Source organism: Streptomyces sp. CS113 (genome assembly GCF_002188365.1).
Classification (GTDB): Bacteria; Actinomycetota; Actinomycetes; order Streptomycetales; family Streptomycetaceae; genus Streptomyces; species Streptomyces tendae.
On sequence record NZ_KZ195574.1, the window covers coordinates 965049 to 984637 of the forward strand.

The 19589-nt window shown below is 71.3% G+C and carries 19 protein-coding genes and 1 pseudogene; 9 read left to right on the forward strand and 11 right to left on the reverse strand.

Features of this window, described 5'->3' with window-relative positions; all coding sequences use genetic code 11:
• Positions 1-30 precede the first annotated feature (30 nt).
• The gene (gndA, locus tag B9W62_RS04130) at positions 31-1470 is read left to right on the forward strand and encodes an NADP-dependent phosphogluconate dehydrogenase (RefSeq protein ID WP_087805297.1); all 1440 of its coding nucleotides are present in this window, start codon (positions 31-33) and stop codon (positions 1468-1470) included.
• Positions 1471-2045: 575 nt separating this feature from the next.
• Here gndA and B9W62_RS04135 read toward each other — a convergent pair.
• The 4 genes from B9W62_RS04135 to B9W62_RS04150 form a co-directional block, all read right to left on the reverse strand.
• Positions 2046-2690: an aspartate/glutamate racemase family protein gene (locus B9W62_RS04135; RefSeq protein WP_087811726.1), complete on the reverse strand. Its 645-nt coding sequence runs from the start codon at positions 2688-2690 to the stop codon at positions 2046-2048.
• A 55-nt stretch (positions 2691-2745) separates the two neighbouring features.
• The gene (locus B9W62_RS04140; RefSeq protein ID WP_179235334.1) at positions 2746-3090 is read right to left on the reverse strand and encodes a GNAT family N-acetyltransferase; all 345 of its coding nucleotides are present in this window, start codon (positions 3088-3090) and stop codon (positions 2746-2748) included.
• A 41-nt stretch (positions 3091-3131) separates the two neighbouring features.
• Positions 3132-3551: an aspartate 1-decarboxylase gene (gene panD / locus B9W62_RS04145; protein WP_087805301.1), complete on the reverse strand. Its 420-nt coding sequence runs from the start codon at positions 3549-3551 to the stop codon at positions 3132-3134.
• A 541-nt stretch (positions 3552-4092) separates the two neighbouring features.
• Positions 4093-4731 carry an SDR family oxidoreductase gene (locus B9W62_RS04150; RefSeq protein ID WP_143665451.1) on the reverse strand — a complete coding sequence of 213 codons (639 nt, stop codon included), beginning with the start codon at positions 4729-4731 and terminating at the stop codon, positions 4093-4095.
• A gap of 249 nt (positions 4732-4980) precedes the next feature.
• Between B9W62_RS04150 and B9W62_RS04155 the strand changes: the two genes are divergently transcribed.
• Complete coding sequence (locus B9W62_RS04155) at positions 4981-5715, forward strand: SDR family oxidoreductase (protein WP_087811727.1); 735 nt, start codon at positions 4981-4983, stop codon at positions 5713-5715.
• Between the two features lie 565 nt (positions 5716-6280).
• On the opposite strand, the pseudogene B9W62_RS39455 reads toward B9W62_RS04155, so the two are convergent.
• The 3 genes and pseudogenes from B9W62_RS39455 to B9W62_RS04165 form a co-directional block, all read right to left on the reverse strand.
• Positions 6281-6454 (reverse strand): annotated as a pseudogene (locus tag B9W62_RS39455) (fused response regulator/thioredoxin-disulfide reductase); the annotation flags it as partial.
• Between the two features lie 183 nt (positions 6455-6637).
• A complete protein-coding gene (locus B9W62_RS04160; RefSeq protein WP_087805304.1) occupies positions 6638-7849 on the reverse strand; it encodes an NAD(P)/FAD-dependent oxidoreductase in 1212 nt (403 codons plus the stop codon).
• Positions 7850-8099: 250 nt separating this feature from the next.
• Positions 8100-8567: an RrF2 family transcriptional regulator gene (locus tag B9W62_RS04165; RefSeq protein ID WP_087805306.1), complete on the reverse strand. Its 468-nt coding sequence runs from the start codon at positions 8565-8567 to the stop codon at positions 8100-8102.
• Between the two features lie 222 nt (positions 8568-8789).
• On the opposite strand from B9W62_RS04165, the gene B9W62_RS04170 reads away from it, so the two are divergent.
• Both B9W62_RS04170 and B9W62_RS04175 read left to right on the forward strand, forming a co-directional pair.
• Positions 8790-9218, forward strand: coding sequence for a hypothetical protein (locus tag B9W62_RS04170; RefSeq protein WP_218781981.1), 429 nt, complete (start codon positions 8790-8792; stop codon positions 9216-9218).
• 70 nt (positions 9219-9288) lie between these two features.
• The gene (locus B9W62_RS04175; RefSeq protein ID WP_087805310.1) at positions 9289-9801 is read left to right on the forward strand and encodes a cupin domain-containing protein; all 513 of its coding nucleotides are present in this window, start codon (positions 9289-9291) and stop codon (positions 9799-9801) included.
• Between the two features lie 100 nt (positions 9802-9901).
• On the opposite strand, the gene B9W62_RS04180 is transcribed toward B9W62_RS04175, so the two are convergent.
• Positions 9902-10732, reverse strand: a complete 831-nt coding sequence (locus B9W62_RS04180; RefSeq protein WP_087805311.1) for a helix-turn-helix domain-containing protein — start codon at positions 10730-10732, stop codon at positions 9902-9904.
• Positions 10733-10839: 107 nt separating this feature from the next.
• Here B9W62_RS04180 and B9W62_RS04185 point away from each other — a divergent pair, with 107 nt between their 5' ends.
• A complete protein-coding gene (locus B9W62_RS04185) occupies positions 10840-11706 on the forward strand; it encodes an NAD(P)-dependent oxidoreductase (RefSeq protein ID WP_087811728.1) in 867 nt (288 codons plus the stop codon).
• A 91-nt stretch (positions 11707-11797) separates the two neighbouring features.
• A complete protein-coding gene (locus tag B9W62_RS04190) occupies positions 11798-12739 on the forward strand; it encodes an SDR family NAD(P)-dependent oxidoreductase (RefSeq protein ID WP_087805313.1) in 942 nt (313 codons plus the stop codon).
• Positions 12740-13021: 282 nt separating this feature from the next.
• Here B9W62_RS04190 and B9W62_RS04195 read toward each other — a convergent pair whose 3' ends face one another.
• Both B9W62_RS04195 and B9W62_RS04200 read right to left on the reverse strand, forming a co-directional pair.
• Entirely contained in the window at positions 13022-13852 is an 831-nt protein-coding gene (locus B9W62_RS04195; protein WP_256976174.1) for an AraC family transcriptional regulator, read from the reverse strand.
• 244 nt (positions 13853-14096) lie between these two features.
• Positions 14097-14717 (reverse strand): phosphatase PAP2 family protein, encoded by a 621-nt coding sequence (locus B9W62_RS04200; RefSeq protein WP_087805315.1) that lies wholly within the window; start codon positions 14715-14717, stop codon positions 14097-14099.
• 584 nt (positions 14718-15301) lie between these two features.
• Here B9W62_RS04200 and B9W62_RS04205 point away from each other — a divergent pair.
• The 3 genes from B9W62_RS04205 (at position 15302) to B9W62_RS04215 (ending at position 18156) form a co-directional block, all read left to right on the forward strand.
• Entirely contained in the window at positions 15302-16225 is a 924-nt protein-coding gene (locus B9W62_RS04205; RefSeq protein ID WP_087805317.1) for a sigma-70 family RNA polymerase sigma factor, read from the forward strand.
• 288 nt (positions 16226-16513) lie between these two features.
• The gene (locus tag B9W62_RS04210) at positions 16514-17164 is read left to right on the forward strand and encodes an FMN-dependent NADH-azoreductase (protein ID WP_087805319.1); all 651 of its coding nucleotides are present in this window, start codon (positions 16514-16516) and stop codon (positions 17162-17164) included.
• Positions 17165-17928: 764 nt separating this feature from the next.
• A complete protein-coding gene (locus B9W62_RS04215) occupies positions 17929-18156 on the forward strand; it encodes a hypothetical protein (protein WP_087805321.1) in 228 nt (75 codons plus the stop codon).
• 25 nt (positions 18157-18181) lie between these two features.
• Here B9W62_RS04215 and B9W62_RS04220 read toward each other — a convergent pair whose 3' ends face one another.
• Entirely contained in the window at positions 18182-19525 is a 1344-nt protein-coding gene (locus B9W62_RS04220; protein ID WP_087805323.1) for an NAD(P)/FAD-dependent oxidoreductase, read from the reverse strand.
• Positions 19526-19589: the final 64 nt, after the last annotated feature.

Genomic DNA, 19589 nt, shown 5'->3' on the forward strand with positions numbered 1-19589 from the left:
CAGACACCAAGGTCACTAGGAGCCAACGCAATGAGCAGTACAGCGCAGATCGGCGTCACGGGTCTCGCGGTCATGGGCCGCAACCTCGCCCGAAACTTCGCCCGCAACGGTTACACGGTCGCGGTCCACAACCGCACCGCGGCGCGCACGCACGCGCTGGTGGAGGAGTTCGGGAACGAGGGCGACTTCGTCGCGACCGAGACCGCCAAGGAGTTCGTGGCGGCCCTCGAGCGCCCGCGACGCCTGGTGATCATGGTGAAGGCCGGTGACCCGACCGACGCGGTGATCCGGGAGTTCGCCCCGCTCCTCGAACCCGGGGACATGATCATCGACGGCGGCAACGCGCACTTCGCGGACACCCGGCGCCGGGAGCGGGAACTGCGCGAGCAGGGCATCCACTTCGTGGGCACCGGCATCTCCGGCGGCGAGGAGGGCGCGCTGCACGGCCCGAGCATCATGCCGGGCGGCTCGAAGGAGTCGTACGAGTCGCTGGGCCCGATGCTGGAGAAGATCTCGGCGAAGGCCGCGGACGAGGCCCCCTGCGTGACCCACGTCGGCCCCGACGGTGCCGGGCACTTCGTCAAGATGGTGCACAACGGCATCGAGTACGCCGACATGCAGCTGATCGGCGAGGCGTACCAACTGCTGCGGGACGTCGCCGGATACTCCCCCGCGCAGATCGCGGAGATCTTCCGCACCTGGAACACCGGCCGCCTGGACTCGTACCTGATCGAGATCACGGCGGAGGTGCTGTCGCACGTGGACGCGGCGACGGGCAAGCCGTTCGTGGACGTGGTCGTCGACCAGGCGGAGCAGAAGGGGACGGGCCGCTGGACCGTACAGATCGCCCTGGACCTGGGAGTGCCGGTGTCCGGCATCGCGGAGGCGGTCTTCGCCCGCTCCCTGTCCGGTCACGCGGCGCTGCGCGAGGCCTCGCGCGGCTTGGCGGGCCCGAAGGCGTCGCCGCTCGGCGAGTCGGAGGCGGCCGCCTTCGCCGACCGCGTCGAGCAGGCCCTGTACGCCTCGAAGATCGTGTCGTACACGCAGGGCTTCCACGAGATCGCCGCCGGCAGCGAGGAGTACGGCTGGGACATCGACCTGGGCGCGGTCTCCGCGATCTGGCGCGGCGGCTGCATCATCCGGGCGGCCTTCCTGGACCGGATCCGCGCGGCGTACGACGCCCGGCCGGACCTGCCGAGTCTGCTGTCGGACGAGACCTTCGCCCAGGAGATCGCCGCCGCGCAGGACGACTGGCGCGAGGTCCTGGTCGCCGCGACCCGGCAGGGCGTACCGACGCCGGGATTCTCCGCCGCCCTCGCCTACTACGACGCCCTGCGCGCCGAGCGGCTGCCCGCCGCACTCACCCAGGGGCAGCGGGACTTCTTCGGGGCGCACACGTACCGCAGGACGGACCGGGACGGCGCCTTCCACACGCTGTGGGGCGGGGACCGGTCGGAGGTCACCGCGTAACCCCTTCCCCTTGCCTCATGCCCTCCCCGGCCCCTGCCGCCCCTCGCTCAGGTGAGCGGCGGCCCCGGCTCGGGGTTGGGCACGGGCTCGGGCCCCGGCGGGATCGGTGACGGCGAGGGCCCGGGAGGCCCCGGAGGCTCAGGCGTCGGCTGCGGGCCGGGGCCCGGGGGCTGGGGTGTGGGTTCCGGACCGGGGCCCGGAGGCGGGGGCGGAGGGGTCGGCTCCGGCCCAGGGCCCGGCGCGGGCGGCGAGGCCGGGTCCGGATGCGGATGTGGGGGCTCCGGGTCCGGACCGGGGTTGGGTCCTGGAGTGGGACCGGGCGGAACGGGATCCGGATACGGGTTCGTCATGGCGCTGTCCTCCGGCCAGTCGGTCGACGTCGGCTCTGGACTTGTCCCCCGCCTACCCGAGGGCCGCGTCACCACTCACTCAGCCGTATGAACCGCCGGGCCCGAGTGGCTCAGCCGCCCCGGGCGCGTACCGCCAGGCCCGAGTGACTCAGCCGACCACAGATGCGTACCGCTGGGGCCGTGTGGCTCAGCCGACCCGCCCGCGTACCGCTGGGGCCGCGTGGCTCACCCGACCCGGCCGCGTACCGCCGCCGCCCCGGCCGCCAGTCCCGGCGCGGGGCTGGCCAGCACGGGGACACGGACCTTCGTCGACTCCCTGGCGGGCGCCATGGACGCCTGGGCCAGAACGATCACGTCCGCGCCGGTCACGGAGTCGGCCGCCTCGGTCACCCGGCGCAGGTAGCCCTCGCCGTCCCCGGCCTCGAACCGCGACCAGGCGCCGTCCACCAGCCGGGTCCGCACCTCCACGGGACGTTCCGCGCGCCGTGCCTCCTCCTCGATCAGTGCCGCCGTGGGAGCGAGCGTGCTCTCCAGAGCGGCGAGGACGAGGACGCGTGGACCGGCGGCCACCGCGGCGGCGGCCATGGGCCGGTCGACGCGCAGCACCGGCACACCGACCACGGCGGCTGCCGCCTCGGCGACACCGCCGATGGTGGAGCAGGTGCACAGCACGGCGCGCGCCCCTTCCGCGACCGCACGCGTCAGCGCGGCCGCGACGGGTTCGGCCACTGCCTCCGGCCCGTCCCGCCGCGCCCGCTCGAGCAGCCCGGCGTCGACGTGATGCCGCAGTTCGAGCTCCGGATGCGCCGCGTCACGCAGCGCGTCGAAGACGGGCACGTGAACGGGTGAGGTGTGCAGCAGTGCCAGCACGCGCGCCCCGCCCTCTTCCATGTCTCCTGTGCCCTGTGTGTCCCTTGGTCCCCGCTCAGAACAGCTCGGGATGCTCCACGAGCCGCTCCTTCGCGACGCGCAGCAGCTCCGGATCGGCGGCGGGTGCCTCGTCCGGGTGGCGCGCCGCCCACTTCACAACGTACGGGCACAGCGGTGCGACGGTGACGCCCTCCCGGCCCGCGAGCCGGTACAGCTCCCGCGCCAGGGAACCGGCGATGCCCTGCCCCTCGTGGGCCGGCTCGACGATCGTGTGGACGGGGACGACGGCCCGCTCGGGAGCGTCGAGGACGAAGTACGCGATATGCCCGACGACCTCTCCGTCCGCGACCGCCTCCAGCCGTCCGGCCGCCCGGTCGTCACGGATCTCGATGTCACTCACAGCCACGCTCCTCGTCCCCGCGGGATCGCAGGTCAGTACGGTCAGGCCGACACGGCCTGAGGGCTGCGCTCCTGGTCCGAACCCGGTACCGGCTCGGACGCGTCCGCGCCCAGGGCGACGATACGGTTGTCGCCGTCCACGTGCACGACCCGGGGGCGCAACGACCGTGCCTCGGCGTCGGTGACCTGGGCGTAACTGATGAGGATCACCAGGTCACCGGGGTGCACGAGGTGCGCCGCAGCCCCGTTGATCCCGATCACGCCGGACCCCCGCTCGCCCTCGATGACGTACGTCTCCAGCCGGGCCCCGTTGGTGATGTCCACGATGTGCACCAGCTCACCGGGCAGCAGATCGGCGGCGTCCAGCAGATCGGCGTCGATGGTCACGGAGCCGACGTAGTGCAGGTCGGCCTGGGTGACGGTGGCGCGGTGGATCTTGGACTTGAACAGAGTACGCAGCACTTTGGACTCCTAGAAGACGGCTCCCCGCCAGCTTTCTGCAGGTCAGGGGCGCTGCTCACTGTACATCTGCATGCCTCCGGCTCGAAGACCTTCAGGAAAATCGTGCGCTGCTGTGACCAGGCTTCCCGCCTGCGCATTCCTTCACCAGCTGGGCTGCCGCGAACCACTGGCCAGGCGCGTGCGCCAGGAACCGCAGGAACCGATGCTGAGTGAATGATGACTTACCTGACGCTCCGTCATGCGTGTCAAGTGTCGGCGGCGTCGGGCCCGCCATAGGCGCAAGCGGTCGACTAGGGCGGTATCGCGTTCCCGACGGAGGCCGACACGGCAACCTGGTCCTCACGGACGACACCGGCGTGGTGCGGCGGTCCGCCACCACGACGAGGTTGCCGTCGGGAAGGCACCGCCGTCCGCACGTCGGGGACCGCGAGCCACCCCGGTGCCTCAACGTGGTGCGCGGGTCGAGTACTGATGCCGGTCGGCGGACGGTGCCACGCTGAGGAGCGTCGGCGCCTCCGGATTGTCCGCACGCGCCACCCGGTCAGCCGGTCGAGTACCCAAGGCGGCGCGGAGCGGTGAGGTGCTGGGCCAGGAAGTGGTCGATGCCCCAGTGCTGAAAGCCACCCAGTTCGACGACGGTGTTGGCCGGAGGGCCGGCGGCGATGTCGGCGAGGGCCTCCGCGAGGCCCTCCATGGCGCGGGGCTGGACTGCGGCACGGGCCAGGAGCGCGGCGTCGGCAGGCGTGGCCACGGCGGCGAGGGCAGCGAGGGCAGCGAGGAAGTCGAAGAGGCGGGTGGCACGAACGACCGTGTGCGGCAAGGATGAGCGACGGACGAGGTCCTCCTGCGCGGCCTTGGCACGGAACAGACCGCCTTCGGGCACAGGGCCGCGGCCGGTGAGGTTGAACAAGACGTGGTGGGCGACGCCGGCAGCGGTGCCGGCGTTGAGCAGGCCGACCGTGCAGGCACGGTGGAAGCGCAGTGCCTCGTCCGGGTCCGGGCAGACTGCGACGTCGATCACCGCTCGCACCGCGTGCAGGTCCCGGTCCAGGTCCTGACCGGCCCAGGGCTCGGCACCGACGGCCGGGCACAGCACGCGCACCTCGTGCCCCCGGCGGACGGCCACCCGCACCAGGGCGTCGCCGACAAGCGTCCTGCCCCCGACCACCACGATCTTCACCCGGACCTCCACAGAGACACGACGCGGGACACCCCAGAACACCGTGAACATCCCCGACGCCGCCGACCCCAGGAGACGACGCACGGCCCCGTCCCGCCAGGGGGGAACCTTGCACCCACCGGCGGTAGACAGACAACACACCCCGGTGGCCTGTGACAGGACGGAAGTACCCGGTCACCTGTCACGGGATACGTGGTCACCCGGTCTCAGTGGCATACGACGCAACCGGCACGAGCAGTGGAGGAAGAGATGAAGGTAGCGGTGATGGGCGGCACGGGGATGATCGGTTCCCAGGTCGTCGAGCGGCTGCGGGCGTCGGGGCACGAGGTCGCGGGGCACTCCCGCTCCTCCGGCGTCGACCTGGTCAGCGGTGAGGGGGTTACCGAAGCCGTCGCCGGTATAGACGTGGTGGTCGACGTGACCAACTCGCCCACCTTCGACGCGGCGTCCGTGGAGTTCTTCCGTTCCTCGGCCACCCACCTGATCCGGGAGAGCGCGAAAGCCGGGGTCGGCCACCTAGTGGTGCTGTCCATCGTCGGCGTGGACGAGGTCCCCGGCATGGACTACTACAAGGCCAAGGTGCTGCAGGAGGAGATCGTTAAGTCGGGGTCCATCCCGTACTCGATCGTCCGGGCCACCCAGTTCATGGAGTTTATGCGGTTCCTCGTCTCCATGGCGGCCCAGGAGACGCCTGTGCGCATGCCGTCGACGCCGGTGCAGCCGGTCACCGCCCGGGAGGTCGCCGCCGTGGTCACGGAGACCGCGGTGAACCCGCCCCTGCGGGGCACGGTCGACCTCGCGGGTCCCGAGGTGTTTCCCTTCGACGCGCTCGGTCGGATCACGCTCGCGGCCGAGGGCGACGACCGGGAGGTCGTGACCGATGACAGCGCGGGCATGCTCGCGGTCGTGCCGGGTGACGCGCTGACGGCGAAGGCGGGGGCGCGACTGGCCACCACCCGTTACCGGGATTGGCTCGCCTCCTGAGAGGCCGCGCCATGGCCCGGCCGGCTGACCGTCCCACCTCCTCGAGCAACGAGCCGAACACGTCCCGTCAGCAGTCCGTACCTCAGTACGTCCTCAACTCGTCGGCGGGGCAGGCGGGTCGTCCCCGGCGGGCAGGAGAGAGTTCAACTCGTGCTTGCCCGGCGACGGCGTCCGGCGGATCAATGCCTGCCCGGCGTTCCAGCGGGAGCGGTTCCTCCTGATCGACCAGCACCGTCAGTTCGCGCAGTATCTCCTCGGGTTCTGCCCGTCCGAGGTGGCTAGCCATGGCAGGGCGAGGAAGTCTGGGAATGGAGGGGTCCCTCGACGCGGAACAGAGCGCGAGGGCCGCCCAACAGGACCACGCCAGGATGACGACGTCACGCACGTGCCGTACGACATCGTGGGCCGACCACAGGGCATACCGGATGGGCGCGGCAGCGGGACGGCTCCCAGGTGGAGACCATCGCGGGGCGGGGGTGCGCCGAGCGGGGCGAGGAAGCGTCCGGCGTTCGTCGCGGAGCGCGCGGCCAGTCGGCCATGCGGGACCGTACCGCGGCGACGACCTGCGGAGCTTCAGTTCCCGCAGTGCCGATAGACCCGTCTCCGCGGACTCGGCCCGCACCATGCGGAAGGAGGCGCCGTAGCGGCGGCGCAGGCCAAGGGCGACGGCTCGCGAAACCCCGGGGGCGTCGTCCACGGTGAGGACGACGTTGAGTGCCGTCTCGGCCGTCTGCGCCATGCCTCCCCCAAAGGTGTCGCGAGGTGCGTCGTCCAGTGCGGCGTCAAACACAAGACAGGTGTCTTGTCGGCTCGTCCGTCGATCGGATTGTCGTCGGTTCGTGTGCCTGCCCGGCAGTTGACGCGGGCCGAGTGCGGGCGGTCGCCCGGTACCGACGGGCGACCCCGGGCGCGGCACGGGCTCTCAGGCGCCGTTCGCCTGCTGACCCGCCTTGGCGAGGATCTTCTCGGCGTCGTCGACCGGCGGGTAGATCCACAGCGTGTTGATCTGTTCCTTCACGACCTTCGCCTCCGCGCCGGTCATCTGTACGGCGCGGTCCCAGCCCTCGGCGACGACGGCGCCCGCGGGGCCCAGGTCGAGACAGGTGCCGTAGGGGTCGGGGGCGAACGGCATCAGTTCCCGCCCGAGCAGTTCGGCCGCCACGTTGTGTCCGGCGCACTTGCCCATCGGCTGGGCGTGCTGGCAGCTCTGCATCGTGCGGTGGCCGCCCTCCACGACGGCCGCCGCGGTGTCACCGGCGGCGTACACGTCCGGGACGCCGGTCACCCGCAGGTGCTCGTCGACGGGCAGGCGGCCCAGCCGGTCACGCTCGGCCGGGATCCGGGCGGTGAGGGGGCTGGCGACCATGCCCGCCGTCCAGACCACGGTGGCCGCGGGGATCACCTCGCCGTCCGCGAGGGTGACCTGGTAGGGGGTGACGGCGGCCAGTGTGTTTCCGAGACGCCGCTCGATCCTCAGCCCGTCGACGACCTTCTCGATGTGCGGTCGCGGACCCTCGCCGAGTTCGGGACCGAGCACGTCGGCGCGGTCGACCACGAGGACGCGAACCTCTTCGGCCGCGCCCTCGGGGTCGGCGACGGCGTGCAGCCGGTCGTGCAGTTCGGTGGCGAGTTCGATGCCGGTGAAGCCCGCGCCCACCACGACGACGGTGTATCGGCCGGCCGCACGTGGGTGCTGCGGCAGGCGGCGCAGGTGGTGGTCGAGGGCGGCCGCCGCGGGCAGGGTGTCCACGTCGAATGCGTGCTCGATGCCGGGTAGCCCGCCGGGCCTCACCAGCTTGCTGCCGGTGGCCAGCACCAGCTTGTCGTAGGACAGCGTCCGCTGTTCACCGTTGCGGTCGACGGCCAGCACGGTGTGTGCATCGGTGTCGAGGTCCGTGACCGTGGCGGTGATCCGACGGACCCCGATGGGGCCGAGTATGCGGTCCAGCGGGAGCCGCTTCCGCTCGGGGTCCGCCTCGTACAAACGCGGGCGGACCACCATGTCGTCCCCGCCGCTGACCAGTGTGACGCGCACGTCCTCGGTTGTCGCACCGGCCTCGCGCAGGGCGCGGACGGCTCCGGCCGCGCTCCATACGCCTGCGAAGCCACCGCCAATGACCAGGATGTCCTTCATATGTCGCTCCTCGGAACTGCAGCGAGTGCTGGCTGGATGCCACACCTCTCTCATCCAGGACATTAATTATCCTGGATATTTGATGTCAAGAATGGGAGTGTGACACTGATCCCATCGTGGGATGCCAGATGACATGTTGTTGTGGCTCGGGCATACCGGCACCCTCACGGATGGTCTGCTCTGGAGACCGGGGAGCGAGCGAAAACGTGACAGAGGACCGCGCGGGCGGCAGTCCGCGGCGGGGGGGCGGTCAGCCGAGCGCGGACCTGACGGCCCGGCCGATGTGGGGGGTGCGGTCCAGCTCCTCGCGGATGTCCGCGAGCGTCTGGGCCTCCAGCGCCTGACGCCACGCGTCGTCCGCACGCTGCATGGCGAGCTTGACGGCACAGGCCGTGGTGGGGCGCGGCGTCAGCTCACCGATGCTCCCGCAGCAGCGGATCTCCGTGCACTGGAAGAGCCGGGCGTCGCCCTCGATGGCCTCCACCACGTCGCGCAACGTCGTGTCCGCGAGGGGACGGGCCAGCCTGAACCCGCCCCTGGGGCCCGGCACGGAAACCAGCAGGCCGGCCCGGACCAGATGCTGGAGCTGCTTGTTCAGATAGGACGCGGGCAGGGCGTGGGCCTGCGCCAGCCGGCCGCTGCCCACCGGGCCGCCGCCGAGCATGTCGAGGTTGAGCAGTGTGTGAAGGGCCCACTCGACGCCGTTGCTCATTCTCATGACATGGACAGCATATGTCCCGGATCGCATGCACGAAAGCGGCGAGTGGGCGGCTCCACGACGGTAGCGCAGGCTGCCACGGTCCCGGCCGCACACGGCCAGCGTGCCACCCGGAGACGTTCCGGCACGTCGATCACCTCGTCCGCGTCGAGGCCGACGCTCCAGCTGATCTGGTCCGGCGCGGCCTGTCACAGACGGTGCGGCCGTCCTGTCTTCTCCTGCATGGGAACTCTTGCAGTGCGCCGCACCGTCCTCTTCGTCCTGATCGCCGCCTGTCTATACCACATCTGGGCCTACTTCGCGCCGCAGACCTGGTATGAGACGTTTCCGGGGATCGGACGGGGATGGCTGGTCCGGCTCGGCCCGTACAACGAGCACCTGGTGACGGACATGGCCGCGCTGTACATGGCCATGGTGGTGGTCACCGCAATGGCCCTGCGCTACGTCGAGGACAACCGTTACGTACAGACGGTCGGCGCCGCCTGGCTCGCCTTCAACGTCTTCCACACGCTCTACCACCTTCAGCACCTGAGCATGTACAGCACCGGGGAGCGGGTCGCGATGGTCGGTCTGCTGTCCGCCCTGACCGTGCTGTCGGCCGTCCTGCTGGTCCCGGCCCGACGGCCGACGCCCGTGCCGAGTGACCGCTAGCCCCACGTCCCGCCCCGCCCACCGTTCTGCCCACCTCCCCGTTCGACCAAGCAGACCAAGGAGTCCGACCATGTCCTACCCGGAACCCCGCTACCTCGGCGAGAACGGCGACATCTCCGCCCTGTTCCGGACGTCACCGCCGATGAGGGAGATCACCACCCCCTCCACCGACCTGCACTACCTCGCCACCCAGGACTCCACCGATGGGGAGTTCGGGCTCTACCGGGTCGACATGGGTCCCAAGGCGCCGGGGGCTGCGACCCACTTCCACCGTTCCATCTCCGAGTCGTTCTACATCCTGTCGGGTGAGGCCGACCTCTTCGACGGCGAGCGCTGGGTCACCGCCCGCGAGGGCGACTTCCTCTACGTGCCTGCAGGCGGACTGCACGCGTTCAGAAACGACAGCGACGAGATGCTGTCCATGCTGCTGCTCTTCTCTCCCGGAGCGCCGCGCGAGGAGTACTTCGAGCAGGTGGCGGAGTACGCGCGGCGCGGCCCCGAGAAACTCGACGCGTTTCAGATGCAGCACGACAGCTTCTTCACAGGCACGGGCACGGGCACGGGCACGGGCACGGATCATTGATCGCTGCCCGGTCGGTGCGATGTCCAGTCCCACGGGAGCCTGCCGCACCGGCCGCCGTACCCGGACCCGGTGCGGCTCGGACGGGGACGTGCGGCCCGTGTCACGTCGGCTCGGCTGCCACCGTCTCGTACAGCCGTGTCAGCTTGGCCGCCGACTCGCTGCCGGGGGACGCGTGGTGGACGACGAGGAGCTGGCCGCCGGTGCCGGGGACCGCCAGCCGGTCGTAGCCCAGGTCGAGCCGGCCGACCACCGGGTGGTTCAGCCGGGAGACCCCGTGTGCCTCGGCGCTGACGTCGTAGCGGGCCCACAACCCGCGGAACTCCTCGCTGCGGATGGACAGGTCGTGCACGAGCCGGACCACCCGGGGGTCCTCGGTGTCCGGCCCGATCAGGGCCCGCAGCCCGGCGACGGCCCGGACGGTCATCTCGTCCCGGTTCACGTACAGGGCCCGCAGGTCCGCGTCGAGGAACGCGGCACTGATGGTGTCGGTGCCCACGGTGTACACCGGGGAGAGCGCCTCGGCGAGCGGGTTGGCCGCCAGCACGCGCAGGTACCGGTCGAGGACCACGATCGGGGTGGCGCTCCACTCGCCCGCCATGAGCTGCAGGATGCCGCCGGGCACGGCCTCCGGCCGGGAGCGGCGGGCACGGCGGCGGGGCCCAGGGGTGGCGAGGCCGTGCAGGTAGGCCGTGGCCTGGTCGTCCAGCAGCAGCACCCGCGCCAGCGCGTCCAGCACCGCCGGGGACGGATTGCGGTCCCGCCCCTGCTCCAGCCGCAGGTAGTACTCCGCGCTGATCCCCGCCAGCAGCGCCACCTCCTCCCGCCGCAGCCCCGTCACCCGCCGCCGGCCGGCAGCGGCCAGCCCCACCTCGTCGGGACGCACCCGTCCCCGCCGCGCCCGCAGGAACCGTCCGAGCCCGTTGTCGTTCATGCCGTCACCGTACGCCGGACGACACCCACACTGTGTGCCTGGCCCTGTCAGTACCAGTGTCCGTCGGGTACTGGCCGGGTCCCGGTCAGAGGCGCACCATCGGTGCCATGAACGGCAATGACACCCTCTCCGGCCCCGTGGTCGGCTTCGTCGGCCTGGGGGACCAGGGCGCGCCGATGGCCCAGGCCCTCGGCGACCTCGGGCACGACCTGCGGGTCTGGGCCCGGCGCCCCGAATCCCTCGGTGCTCTGGCGGGCCGTCCGCACACCGTGGCCGCCTCGCTGCCCGCCCTGGCCTCGGTCAGTGACGTCCTCGCCCTGTGCCTGCGGGACGACGACGACGTACGGGACGCGCTGCACACCCCCGGTGTGCTGTCCGCCCTGCGGCCGGGCTCCGTCGTGGTCAACCACGGCACCGGCGACCCGGACGGTAACGCTGCCTTCGCGCGCCTCCTCGCTCCGCACGGGGTGAGTTTCCTGGACGCCCCGGTCAGCGGCGGCAGCCCGGGGGCACGGGCCCGTACCCTGACCACGTTCGTGGGCGGTGACCGGGACGCCTTCGACCGGTGCGCTCCGCTCTTCGCCGCGTTCTCCGCCCGCGTGGCTCACCTGGGGGCGGCCGGCAGCGGCCAGCTGACCAAGCTGCTCAACAACGCCCTGACCATGTCCAACCTGAAGAACGCGGTCGACCTGATCGCCCTCGCGGGCCACCTCGGCGTGGACACCACCGCCGCAGTTGACGTCATCGCCGGCGCCAGCGGTGGCAGCCGGGTGTTGAGCGCCCTGGGCACCGACATCACCACCCGGAACGCGCCGCATCTGCGGAACCTGATGCGCAAGGACATCCAGCACTTCGCGGAAGGTGTGCGCGCCCGAGGCGGCGACCCGGAGGAACTCCGGCTCCGCGGCCTGGCCGGCGCGGACGGTCTTGTCGAGGCCGTCGCCGCGCTCGCCCCGAACAAGTGCGGTGCCTGAGCCACCGGCCGCGTCCCACCGAGGCGCTGTACCAAGAACACAACGAGTCAGCATGACCAGACAGCACAGCGAATCAGTGAGGCTTTCGTCCATGGCACGCATCACCACTCCCTACGGTTTCTCCTCCACAGCCGACGAGGTGGCGGAGGGCGTCGACCTGACCGGCCGGCGGATCGTCGTCACCGGCGCCACGTCCGGCATCGGCGTGGAGACTGCCCGCACCCTGGCCCGTACCGGCGCCGAGGTGACACTGGCGGTGCGCGACACCGCCGCGGGAGAGAGGACTGCGGCCGACATCACCGCCACCACCGGCAACCCAGCCGTCGGCGTACGGCGGCTGGACGTCTCCGACCGCCGCTCGGTGGCAGCGTTCGTGGCGGGCTGGGCAGGTCCGCTGCACGTCCTCGTCCACAACGCCGGCGTCATGGCGACCCCCGAGCCGGCATACACGGCCGAGGGCTGGGAGGGGCAGTTCGCCACCAACCACCTGGGGCACTTCGCGCTTGCGACGGGGCTGCACGACAGCCTCGCTGCCGAGGGCGCTCGTATCGTCGTCGTCAGCTCCAGCGGCCACCTGATCTCCCCCGTCGTCTTCGACGACATCAACTTCCGCTTCCGCCCCTACGATCCGCTGGTCGCCTACGGCCAGTCCAAGACCGCCACGGTGCAGTTCGCGGTCGCCGCCGGCCGCCGCTGGGGCCGGGACGGCATCACCGCCAACGCGCTGATGCCGGGAGCCATCGCCACCAACCTGCAGCGTCACACCGGTGGTCTGAAGACGCCGTCGGAACGCCGCAAGAACACCCGGCAGGGCGCGGCCACGTCGGTCCTCCTCGCCACCTCGCCGCTGCTGGACGGGGTGAGCGGACGCTACTTCGAGGACAACAACGAGGCCGAGGTGGTGCACGACGGCAACGGCTGGGCCTCGGGTGTGGCCGACTACGCCGTCGACCCGGCCAACGCCGACCGGCTGTGGGAGGCGTCCGAGCGGCTGCTGGCCGAGGCCCGCGCGACTCCGGGAGCGGACGCATAGGAGTTGGCCGAGGGCGAGGGGGTCGGTGCCGGGATGCGGGACGGTGCGGCCACGGCGGGCGTGGCGGCCGATACCGGGGAGGAGGGTCGCCTCGTCTCACCGCTTCGACGTCCCGGCACAGGGCACACGTCGCGGGGCTGGGGCTGGTCAAAGACGTCCGCACCCCTGCGCGGCTGGTCCGCCGCCCCGCCAACGTACCTGCTCCTGGGCGGACCTGCTGATGGACAGCGCGCGTGCGGGAGAGAGCGTGTGCGTGAGCCACCGCGAAAGAGGCACATGGTGTCACAGGTTGGCGGTGGCCGCAGACGTGTGCGACCGGACGCGTCTGCGGTAGTCGCGGGGCGAGAGCCCCGTGACCCGTTTGAAGGCCGTGCTCAGGGCGCTCTCGGAGCCGTAACCGACCGCGCGCGCCACGGACGAGAGGGTCTCGCCGTCGTCCAGCAGCCGCCGGGCGGCGAGTTCGATACGCCAGCTCGTCAGGTACTCCGACGGGCCCTGACCGACCGCCTGTTTGAAGCGCGCGGCGAGGGTGGAGCGGGATACCGAGCCCGCCCGCGCCAGCTCGGCCACGGTCCAGGCGCGGGCCGGGTCCCCGTGCACTGCCGCCAGCGCCGCGGCGACCACGGGATCGGCCAGACCGGCGAGCCAGCCGGGCGCGGCAAGAGGCGTTCGGGCGAGGTGGACACGGAGCACGTGAACGAGCATGACGACGGCGAGGTTCTCCGCCACCAGGGTGGAGCCCGCGGCACGGTGCCGCAGTTCCCGGTCGATCTCGTCCAGCGCCCATTCCACGGTTCGTGCCTGGGGGGTGCCGGCAGCCACGTGGATCACCGGGGGCAGGCCGTCGAGCAGCAGCTCCCGTGCTCGGGAGCCGAACGAGAAACTGCCGCCCAACAGGAACACCTCATCACCACCCCCGGCCCGCGCGATGCCGTCGTCGGCCTGGGCGAAGACGGTTTCCGCGTCGGCCGGGGGCACCCCAGGCGCGCTGCGCAGCACAAACCCGTTCGGCCGGGTCAGGAGATAACAGTCACCGGCTGACAGGGCGAAGGACTCGACCGCACCCTCGACCTCCAGCAGGCAGCTCCCCCGCCGGACGGCGTTGAACTTCACGCCCGGCGGCGGACGGAAGCGCAGAGCCCACTCGCCACCAGCCCTGAGGACAGGTGGCTGCGGGTGTCCAACAGCGCCAGCACATCCTGCAAGGCATCCACGGCCGTTCCTCCCTGTGGTGGACTGACGGTCGAGCAGGTCCGCACGTGCCCGACACCGGACCGTCCATCGTGTCAGGTGCCGCCGCAGACCGGGCGGACGGGCCACGGATGACACTGTCCGGACGTCCGGTCACTGTGCCGTCTCAGCGGAAGAGCTGAAAGAGCAGGGCCATGGCGCAGCCCAGCGCGGCGCCACCGGCCAACTGGGCGACGGTGTGCGCCTTCAGCTCCAGCCGTGACCACATGACGACGAGTACCAGCGGCACGGCGGGGGCGCACCACCATCCGTAGCACTGCAGCAGGATGACCACCGCGCCCGTCGCCACCGCGCTGTGCACGGAGATCTGCCACCACACGGTGGTCACGAGCGTGCCGGCGAGTCCCGCCACCATGGAGACCGCCGTCGCGTAGACGTCCCCCGGCGCGTCGAGCACCTTCAGCACGACCAGCCCCGTCACGACCGAGAGCAGCGCGTGGCCCATCGGGACGATGCGCTGGCGGCGGACGCGGATGTGCCGGTCGGTGAGAGTGCCCCGACGGACCCCGAGATGGACGATGCCGAGGGGGACGAATCCGCAGAACACCGTGGCGAACAGCCCCCAGCCCAGCCCGTTCCAGGAGTGCGTGGTGCTCCACCCCACGGCGAGGAGGAGCGCGATCACCAGATGTCCGGGGGCGAGGACGTCACTGACGGACGCGGCAGCTCTCAGCCGTGCCGTGGTCTGGGAACGGTCGGGGACGGGGGGTGCGGTGAAAGCGCTCACGTTCTGGTCCTGGCGTGGCGGGCGTCCGCTCGGGGAACGCTTGGCGGGGCGGATCCGTCGCACCTGGGCGCGCGGCCGACTGTGCAGGCCGACGGTATCCGATCCACCGTTCCGGTGGCACACCGTTTGACCGGAACCCTGCGTCTCCTCCCCTGCCGGCGTCCCGGACCGCATGGTCGCCGTGACCCACGTACGTACTGTTGGACGGCCCCTTCGACCGCACACGGTGCGAACGGTGCATCCTCGTCGAAGACGCGGATGAGGCCAGCACCTCGGCACCCGGCTCGTACCGTCCGTCCTGCCCTCTGCCGCGCACGCGGTGTGTGCAGCCTGGCCGTCATGACGCACAGCGGCACGTGCCTGTGCTGCGCATCAGGCGCGCCGGGCGGCGTGTCCCCCGGTACCTCCGGCCACCTCGTGGACCTGACGCTGGCCTGCGGGTGAACGGCGTCCGGCGTAGCTCACCCTGCCGCGATGCGGACGGCCACCAGAGTTAAGATCGCCGCAGGCGGGATGTTCTCGAGCTGGCCCGGCGGACCTGCCGCTCGCACTGTGAGGCTGCCAACCGCGGAGGCACCGGCACCATGAATACGCCCCACGAGCCGACTGATGACTCCCTCACCCGGGCAACAGCCGACTTCGTTCGTCACAAGGCGCGGATGTTCGGCATCGCCTACCGCATCCTCGGCAGCGTGGCCGAAGCGGAGGACGTAGTCCAGGACACGTGGCTGCGCTGGCAGTCCACGGACCGCAGCACGGTGGTCGATCCGGGTGCTTTCCTCAGTACGATCAGCGCCCGCCTGGCCATCAACGTAGCCCAGTCCGCTCGCGTGCGCCGCGAGGCGTACGTCGGCCCCTGGCTGCCCGAGCCCGTCGACACCGGGGTCGATCCCCAGGTCGGGGCCGAACGGGGCGAGGCGCTGGAACTGGCCGTCCTGCTCCTGCTCGAGAAGCTGAAGCCGGTGGAGCGGGCCGCGTACGTCCTGCGAGAGGCGTTCGACTACCCGTACGACCAGATCGCGGACATCCTCCATCTGAAACAGGACAACGTCCGCCAGATCATCAGCCGGTCCAAGAAGCGACTGGCGGCGGAGCGCAGGGAGACGCGGCCGGTCGACGGGACGGTGCACCGCCGGCTGCTCGAAGCCTTCGTGAGCGCGGCGCAGACGGGCGACGTCGTCTCGCTGGAAAAGCTGCTCTCGGCGGACGCCACCTCCTACGCCGACGGCAACGGCATCCGGGGGGCCGCCCGGACCGTGGTGCGCGGCGCCCAGCGCGTCGCGCGGATCGCGGCCCACTCCAAGCGGCTCGTCGCCGGGAACGACTACCGCTACGCCGAGGCCAACGGCCGTCCGGCGCTGTTGGTCTTCGAGGACGGCGTGCTGTCCGCGTTCGTGTCGATCACGGTGAGCGACGGCTGGATCCAGAACCTGTACTACGTGCTGAGCCCGGCGAAACTCCAGGCTTACGAACGCTCGACCGATCGCGCCACTCCTCTGCTGCCGTGAACACCGTCAGGTACTGCTCCATGCGGAAGCCGACGGCGGCGTAGAGGGACACGATTTCGGTACGCCGCACGGACCGCCGCCGGGCCACGGACTGCTCAGGTCCCCGGGGAGGCGGGTGATCCGGCCCGGCGGGACGATTACCTAGCCTCAAGTCGAGACGCACTGCACCCCCGGCTTCGAAGGGGCCGTGTAAGCCATGTCACACTATTGGCCCGCTCTGTCACAGCACAGTGTGCCCATTGGTCTTCCTCACTGTCATCTCCTCCGTACTCCCAGGAGTCGCCCCCCATGGCCACGCTGCTGCACATCGACTCGTCCGTTTTTTCCGCCGACGTCTCCGCCTCGCGCGCCGTGACGCGCGTCTTCCGGGAGACCTGGGAGCGGCAGGACCCGCGGAACCAGGTCGTGTACCGCGATCTGCACGACGCACCCGTCCCCCACCTCACGGCCGAGGCCCACCTCGCGGGCCTGACCGACCCGGCCGGCCGCAGCCCCGGGCAGCGGCTCGCTCTCGCCTGTCGCCAGGAGCTGATCGCCGAGTTGGAGGCGGCGGACGCCGTTCTCATCGGTGCCCCGATGTACAACTACACGATTGCCTCGACTCTGAAGGCGTGGCTGGACAACGTGATCCTGCCCGGCCGCACGGCGGGAGACGCCCCGTCTCTGAAGGGCACCCCGGTCACCGTCGTGGCCAGCCGGGGCGGGTCGTACGCGCCCGGCACCCCGAAGGAGCCCTACGAGTACGTGCAGAACTACCTCACTGCGGTCCTCGGCGACATCCTCGCCCTCGACGTCGACTTCATCGTCCCCGAACTGACGATGGCGCCGGTGACTCCGGCCATGGCCGAGCTGGTGCCGCTTTTCGAGAAGTCCCGCGCCCGGGCCCTGGAGGAGGCCGCCGACAGGGCGGGCCTGCTCGCCGCGCGACTCGCCGCGTAGGCGCGCGTTCGGAGGGGCGACCGGGCGGGGCGCCCCTCCGTACGCCCGGCAACTACTGGCCGACGGGCCGCACCCGGTGACTGACGGCCGCGTAGGGCAAGTAGCCGACGACCGGTTCGTCGGGTCGTGGCACACCACGGGGCTGTTCAGCTCCACCGCGGTCACCTCGCCGGTCCGGTCGGCGCCCGTGTAGGTCGAAGGAGCATGTGTCGGATGCGACGGCCTGGGGCCGCCCGTGAGCAGTCCGGTGGCGGCCTCCGCGGCGGCGCCGAGCGGGACGCGAGCGACGGGCGGCTGACATCCATCGCAAGGTGCCTACGGTGAGCGGGAGTTGACGGCGTCGCCGCCCTGATGGCGGCGGGCGAAGAGTTCGCCTCGGGCACGACCGGCGGCCTGGGGTCCGACCGGAACGAGCGGCTGGTCAGCCGTGTCGCGGGCACTCCCCTTGCCGGGGTGCGAGCAGCGCCCCGCGCCGCAGCCGACTTCGTCGCGCGGGCCCGCTCACCGGCTGAACTGGGCAGGCCCCTGGGGGGCTCCGACCGCCGCGGCCTGCCCCCAGACGGGGGCCACGCACTGTGGATGCGCCGGGGCGAGTTGTTCGCCGTCAAGCCTCCGACAACCGCCCGGGCGTCCAGCGGCTGTGGCTGGAGGCGCTGGCGCTCGGCCACCGCGTCGCCGTACGCCCCTCGCGTCGGGAGGCGTTCCCGCTGGTCGAGCCGGCGCGCCACAGGTGCGCGTCGAACTGACCCGTCTCCTACGTGTAAGTGGCGCCCTGGCGCGGGGCGGGCGGTGTCGCCCCGCTGCATGACACGTTCGTGCTGTTCGCGCTCACCCGCGACGAGGCGCTGCTGAACACCCTGCTCGCGGAGCCGACCATCGCCCACGTGTGCCTTGGTGGCCGTCCCCCCCACTGGAAGTCGCCGGGTGTGCCGCACGACGGGTACCTGTCGGACTTCCTGATGCTGAGCAAGTCGGCTATCGGAGCGGCGTGATCGTCTTCCGCCGGTGGCCGCGGGGTCACAGGGCGTCGGCGGGCTGCCGGGTCTCCTCCCGCGCGTTGCTGTGGGAGGTGAACGCAGCGCGCGGGTCCTCGACCGACAGCAGGGAGACGATGTCGCGGCCGTAGAGGGCGCCGGTCGCCCACACCGCGAAGACCCGGATCTTTCGCTCCCAGGAGGGCACGGCCAGCACGTGGTAGCCGCGGTGCATCAGCCAGGCCGGGAAGCCCTTGACTACCAGGCGCCGGTACTGGAATATCCCGCGGCCCAGCCCGAGCGTGGCGACCACGCCGAGGCTGTGGTGGAGGTACTGCCTGGTCTTCCTGCCGTGCAGCACGGCGGCGATGTTACGCGCCAGGAGCTTGCCCTGGCGGACGGCGTGCTGGGCATTGGGGACCGTCCGCGCGCCCGGGCCCGCGGTCAAGTCGGGCACGGCGGCATCGTCACCGGCGGCCCACACATCCGGTACGTACTGCTCCTCCGTCCCGACTCGCAGGTCGGGCCGTACGACGAGCATGCCGCGTTCGTCGACGGGCAAGTCGGTGTGCCGGTGCACGACGGGGTTGGAGGCGTTGCCGGCGGCCCAGACGATCAGGCCGGAGTCGTACTCCTCGCCGCTCGAGAGGATGACGTGGCCGTTCTCCGCGGACAGGACCTGGGTGTTCAGGTGGACGTGTGCACCCCGGCCCTCCAGGAAGCGGACCACCCAGGCGCCGGGCTTGTCGGTGACCTCGGGGAGGATGCGGTCCCGGGCCTCGATCAGGTGGAAGGCGATCTCCTCCCCCCTGATCTCCGGGTAGTGCTTGAGCAGCGCGGTCGCCAGGGAGTGAAGTTCTGCGAAGCCCTCGACACCCGAGAACCCGCCGCCGACGAAGGTGGCCGTGAGCAGCTTCCTGCGCTCGGGCCCCGGGGGCAGTGTTGCGGCCTGGTCGAAGGAGGTGAGCAGCCGGTCGCGGACGGCGACGGCCTCCTCGACGTGCTTGAGTCCGATGGCCTGCTCGTCGAGGCCGGGGATGGGGAAGGTACGGGTGACGACGCCCGCAGTGACCACCAGAGTGTCGTACCGCAAGAGTCGGTCCGGCCCGTTCACGGGGCGAACCGTCACCGTATGGTCGGCGTTGCTGACCTCGGTCACCGTTCCGGCCACCACACGGGTGCGACGCAAGTGGCGGCGGAGGGAGACGGCGGCGTGCCGAGCCTCCACCGAGCCGGCCAGCACTTCCGGCAGAAACGGCTGGTAAGTCATGTAGGGACGAGGGTCCACGACGGTGATGCGGGCTTCTCCCGGGCGCAGCCGCTTCTCCAGCCCCCATGCAGTGTAGAAACCCGCGTACCCGCCGCCGACGATCAGTATGTCCCGCACGGTGACCTCAGCTCCTCGGGGCTGTTCTTTTCGCTTTCAACAAGCAGACAAGTCTGCCCGGTTG

Bases quoted from the DNA above. Each gene is read 5' to 3' on its own strand.
- gndA (WP_087805297.1), top strand. From the start codon at position 31: ATGAGCAGTACAGCGCAGATCGGCGTCACGGGTCTCGCGGTCATGGGC.
- B9W62_RS04155 (WP_087811727.1), top strand. From the start codon at position 4,981: ATGAAGGTAGCGGTGATGGGCGGCACGGGGATGATCGGTTCCCAGGTC.
- B9W62_RS04160 (WP_087805304.1), bottom strand. From the start codon at position 7,849: ATGAAGGACATCCTGGTCATTGGCGGTGGCTTCGCAGGCGTATGGAGC.
- B9W62_RS04165 (WP_087805306.1), bottom strand. From the start codon at position 8,567: ATGAGAATGAGCAACGGCGTCGAGTGGGCCCTTCACACACTGCTCAAC.
- B9W62_RS04170 (WP_218781981.1), top strand. From the start codon at position 8,790: ATGGGAACTCTTGCAGTGCGCCGCACCGTCCTCTTCGTCCTGATCGCC.
- B9W62_RS04175 (WP_087805310.1), top strand. From the start codon at position 9,289: ATGTCCTACCCGGAACCCCGCTACCTCGGCGAGAACGGCGACATCTCC.
- B9W62_RS04180 (WP_087805311.1), bottom strand. From the start codon at position 10,732: ATGAACGACAACGGGCTCGGACGGTTCCTGCGGGCGCGGCGGGGACGG.
- B9W62_RS04185 (WP_087811728.1), top strand. From the start codon at position 10,840: ATGAACGGCAATGACACCCTCTCCGGCCCCGTGGTCGGCTTCGTCGGC.
- B9W62_RS04190 (WP_087805313.1), top strand. From the start codon at position 11,798: ATGGCACGCATCACCACTCCCTACGGTTTCTCCTCCACAGCCGACGAG.
- B9W62_RS04205 (WP_087805317.1), top strand. From the start codon at position 15,302: ATGAATACGCCCCACGAGCCGACTGATGACTCCCTCACCCGGGCAACA.
- B9W62_RS04210 (WP_087805319.1), top strand. From the start codon at position 16,514: ATGGCCACGCTGCTGCACATCGACTCGTCCGTTTTTTCCGCCGACGTC.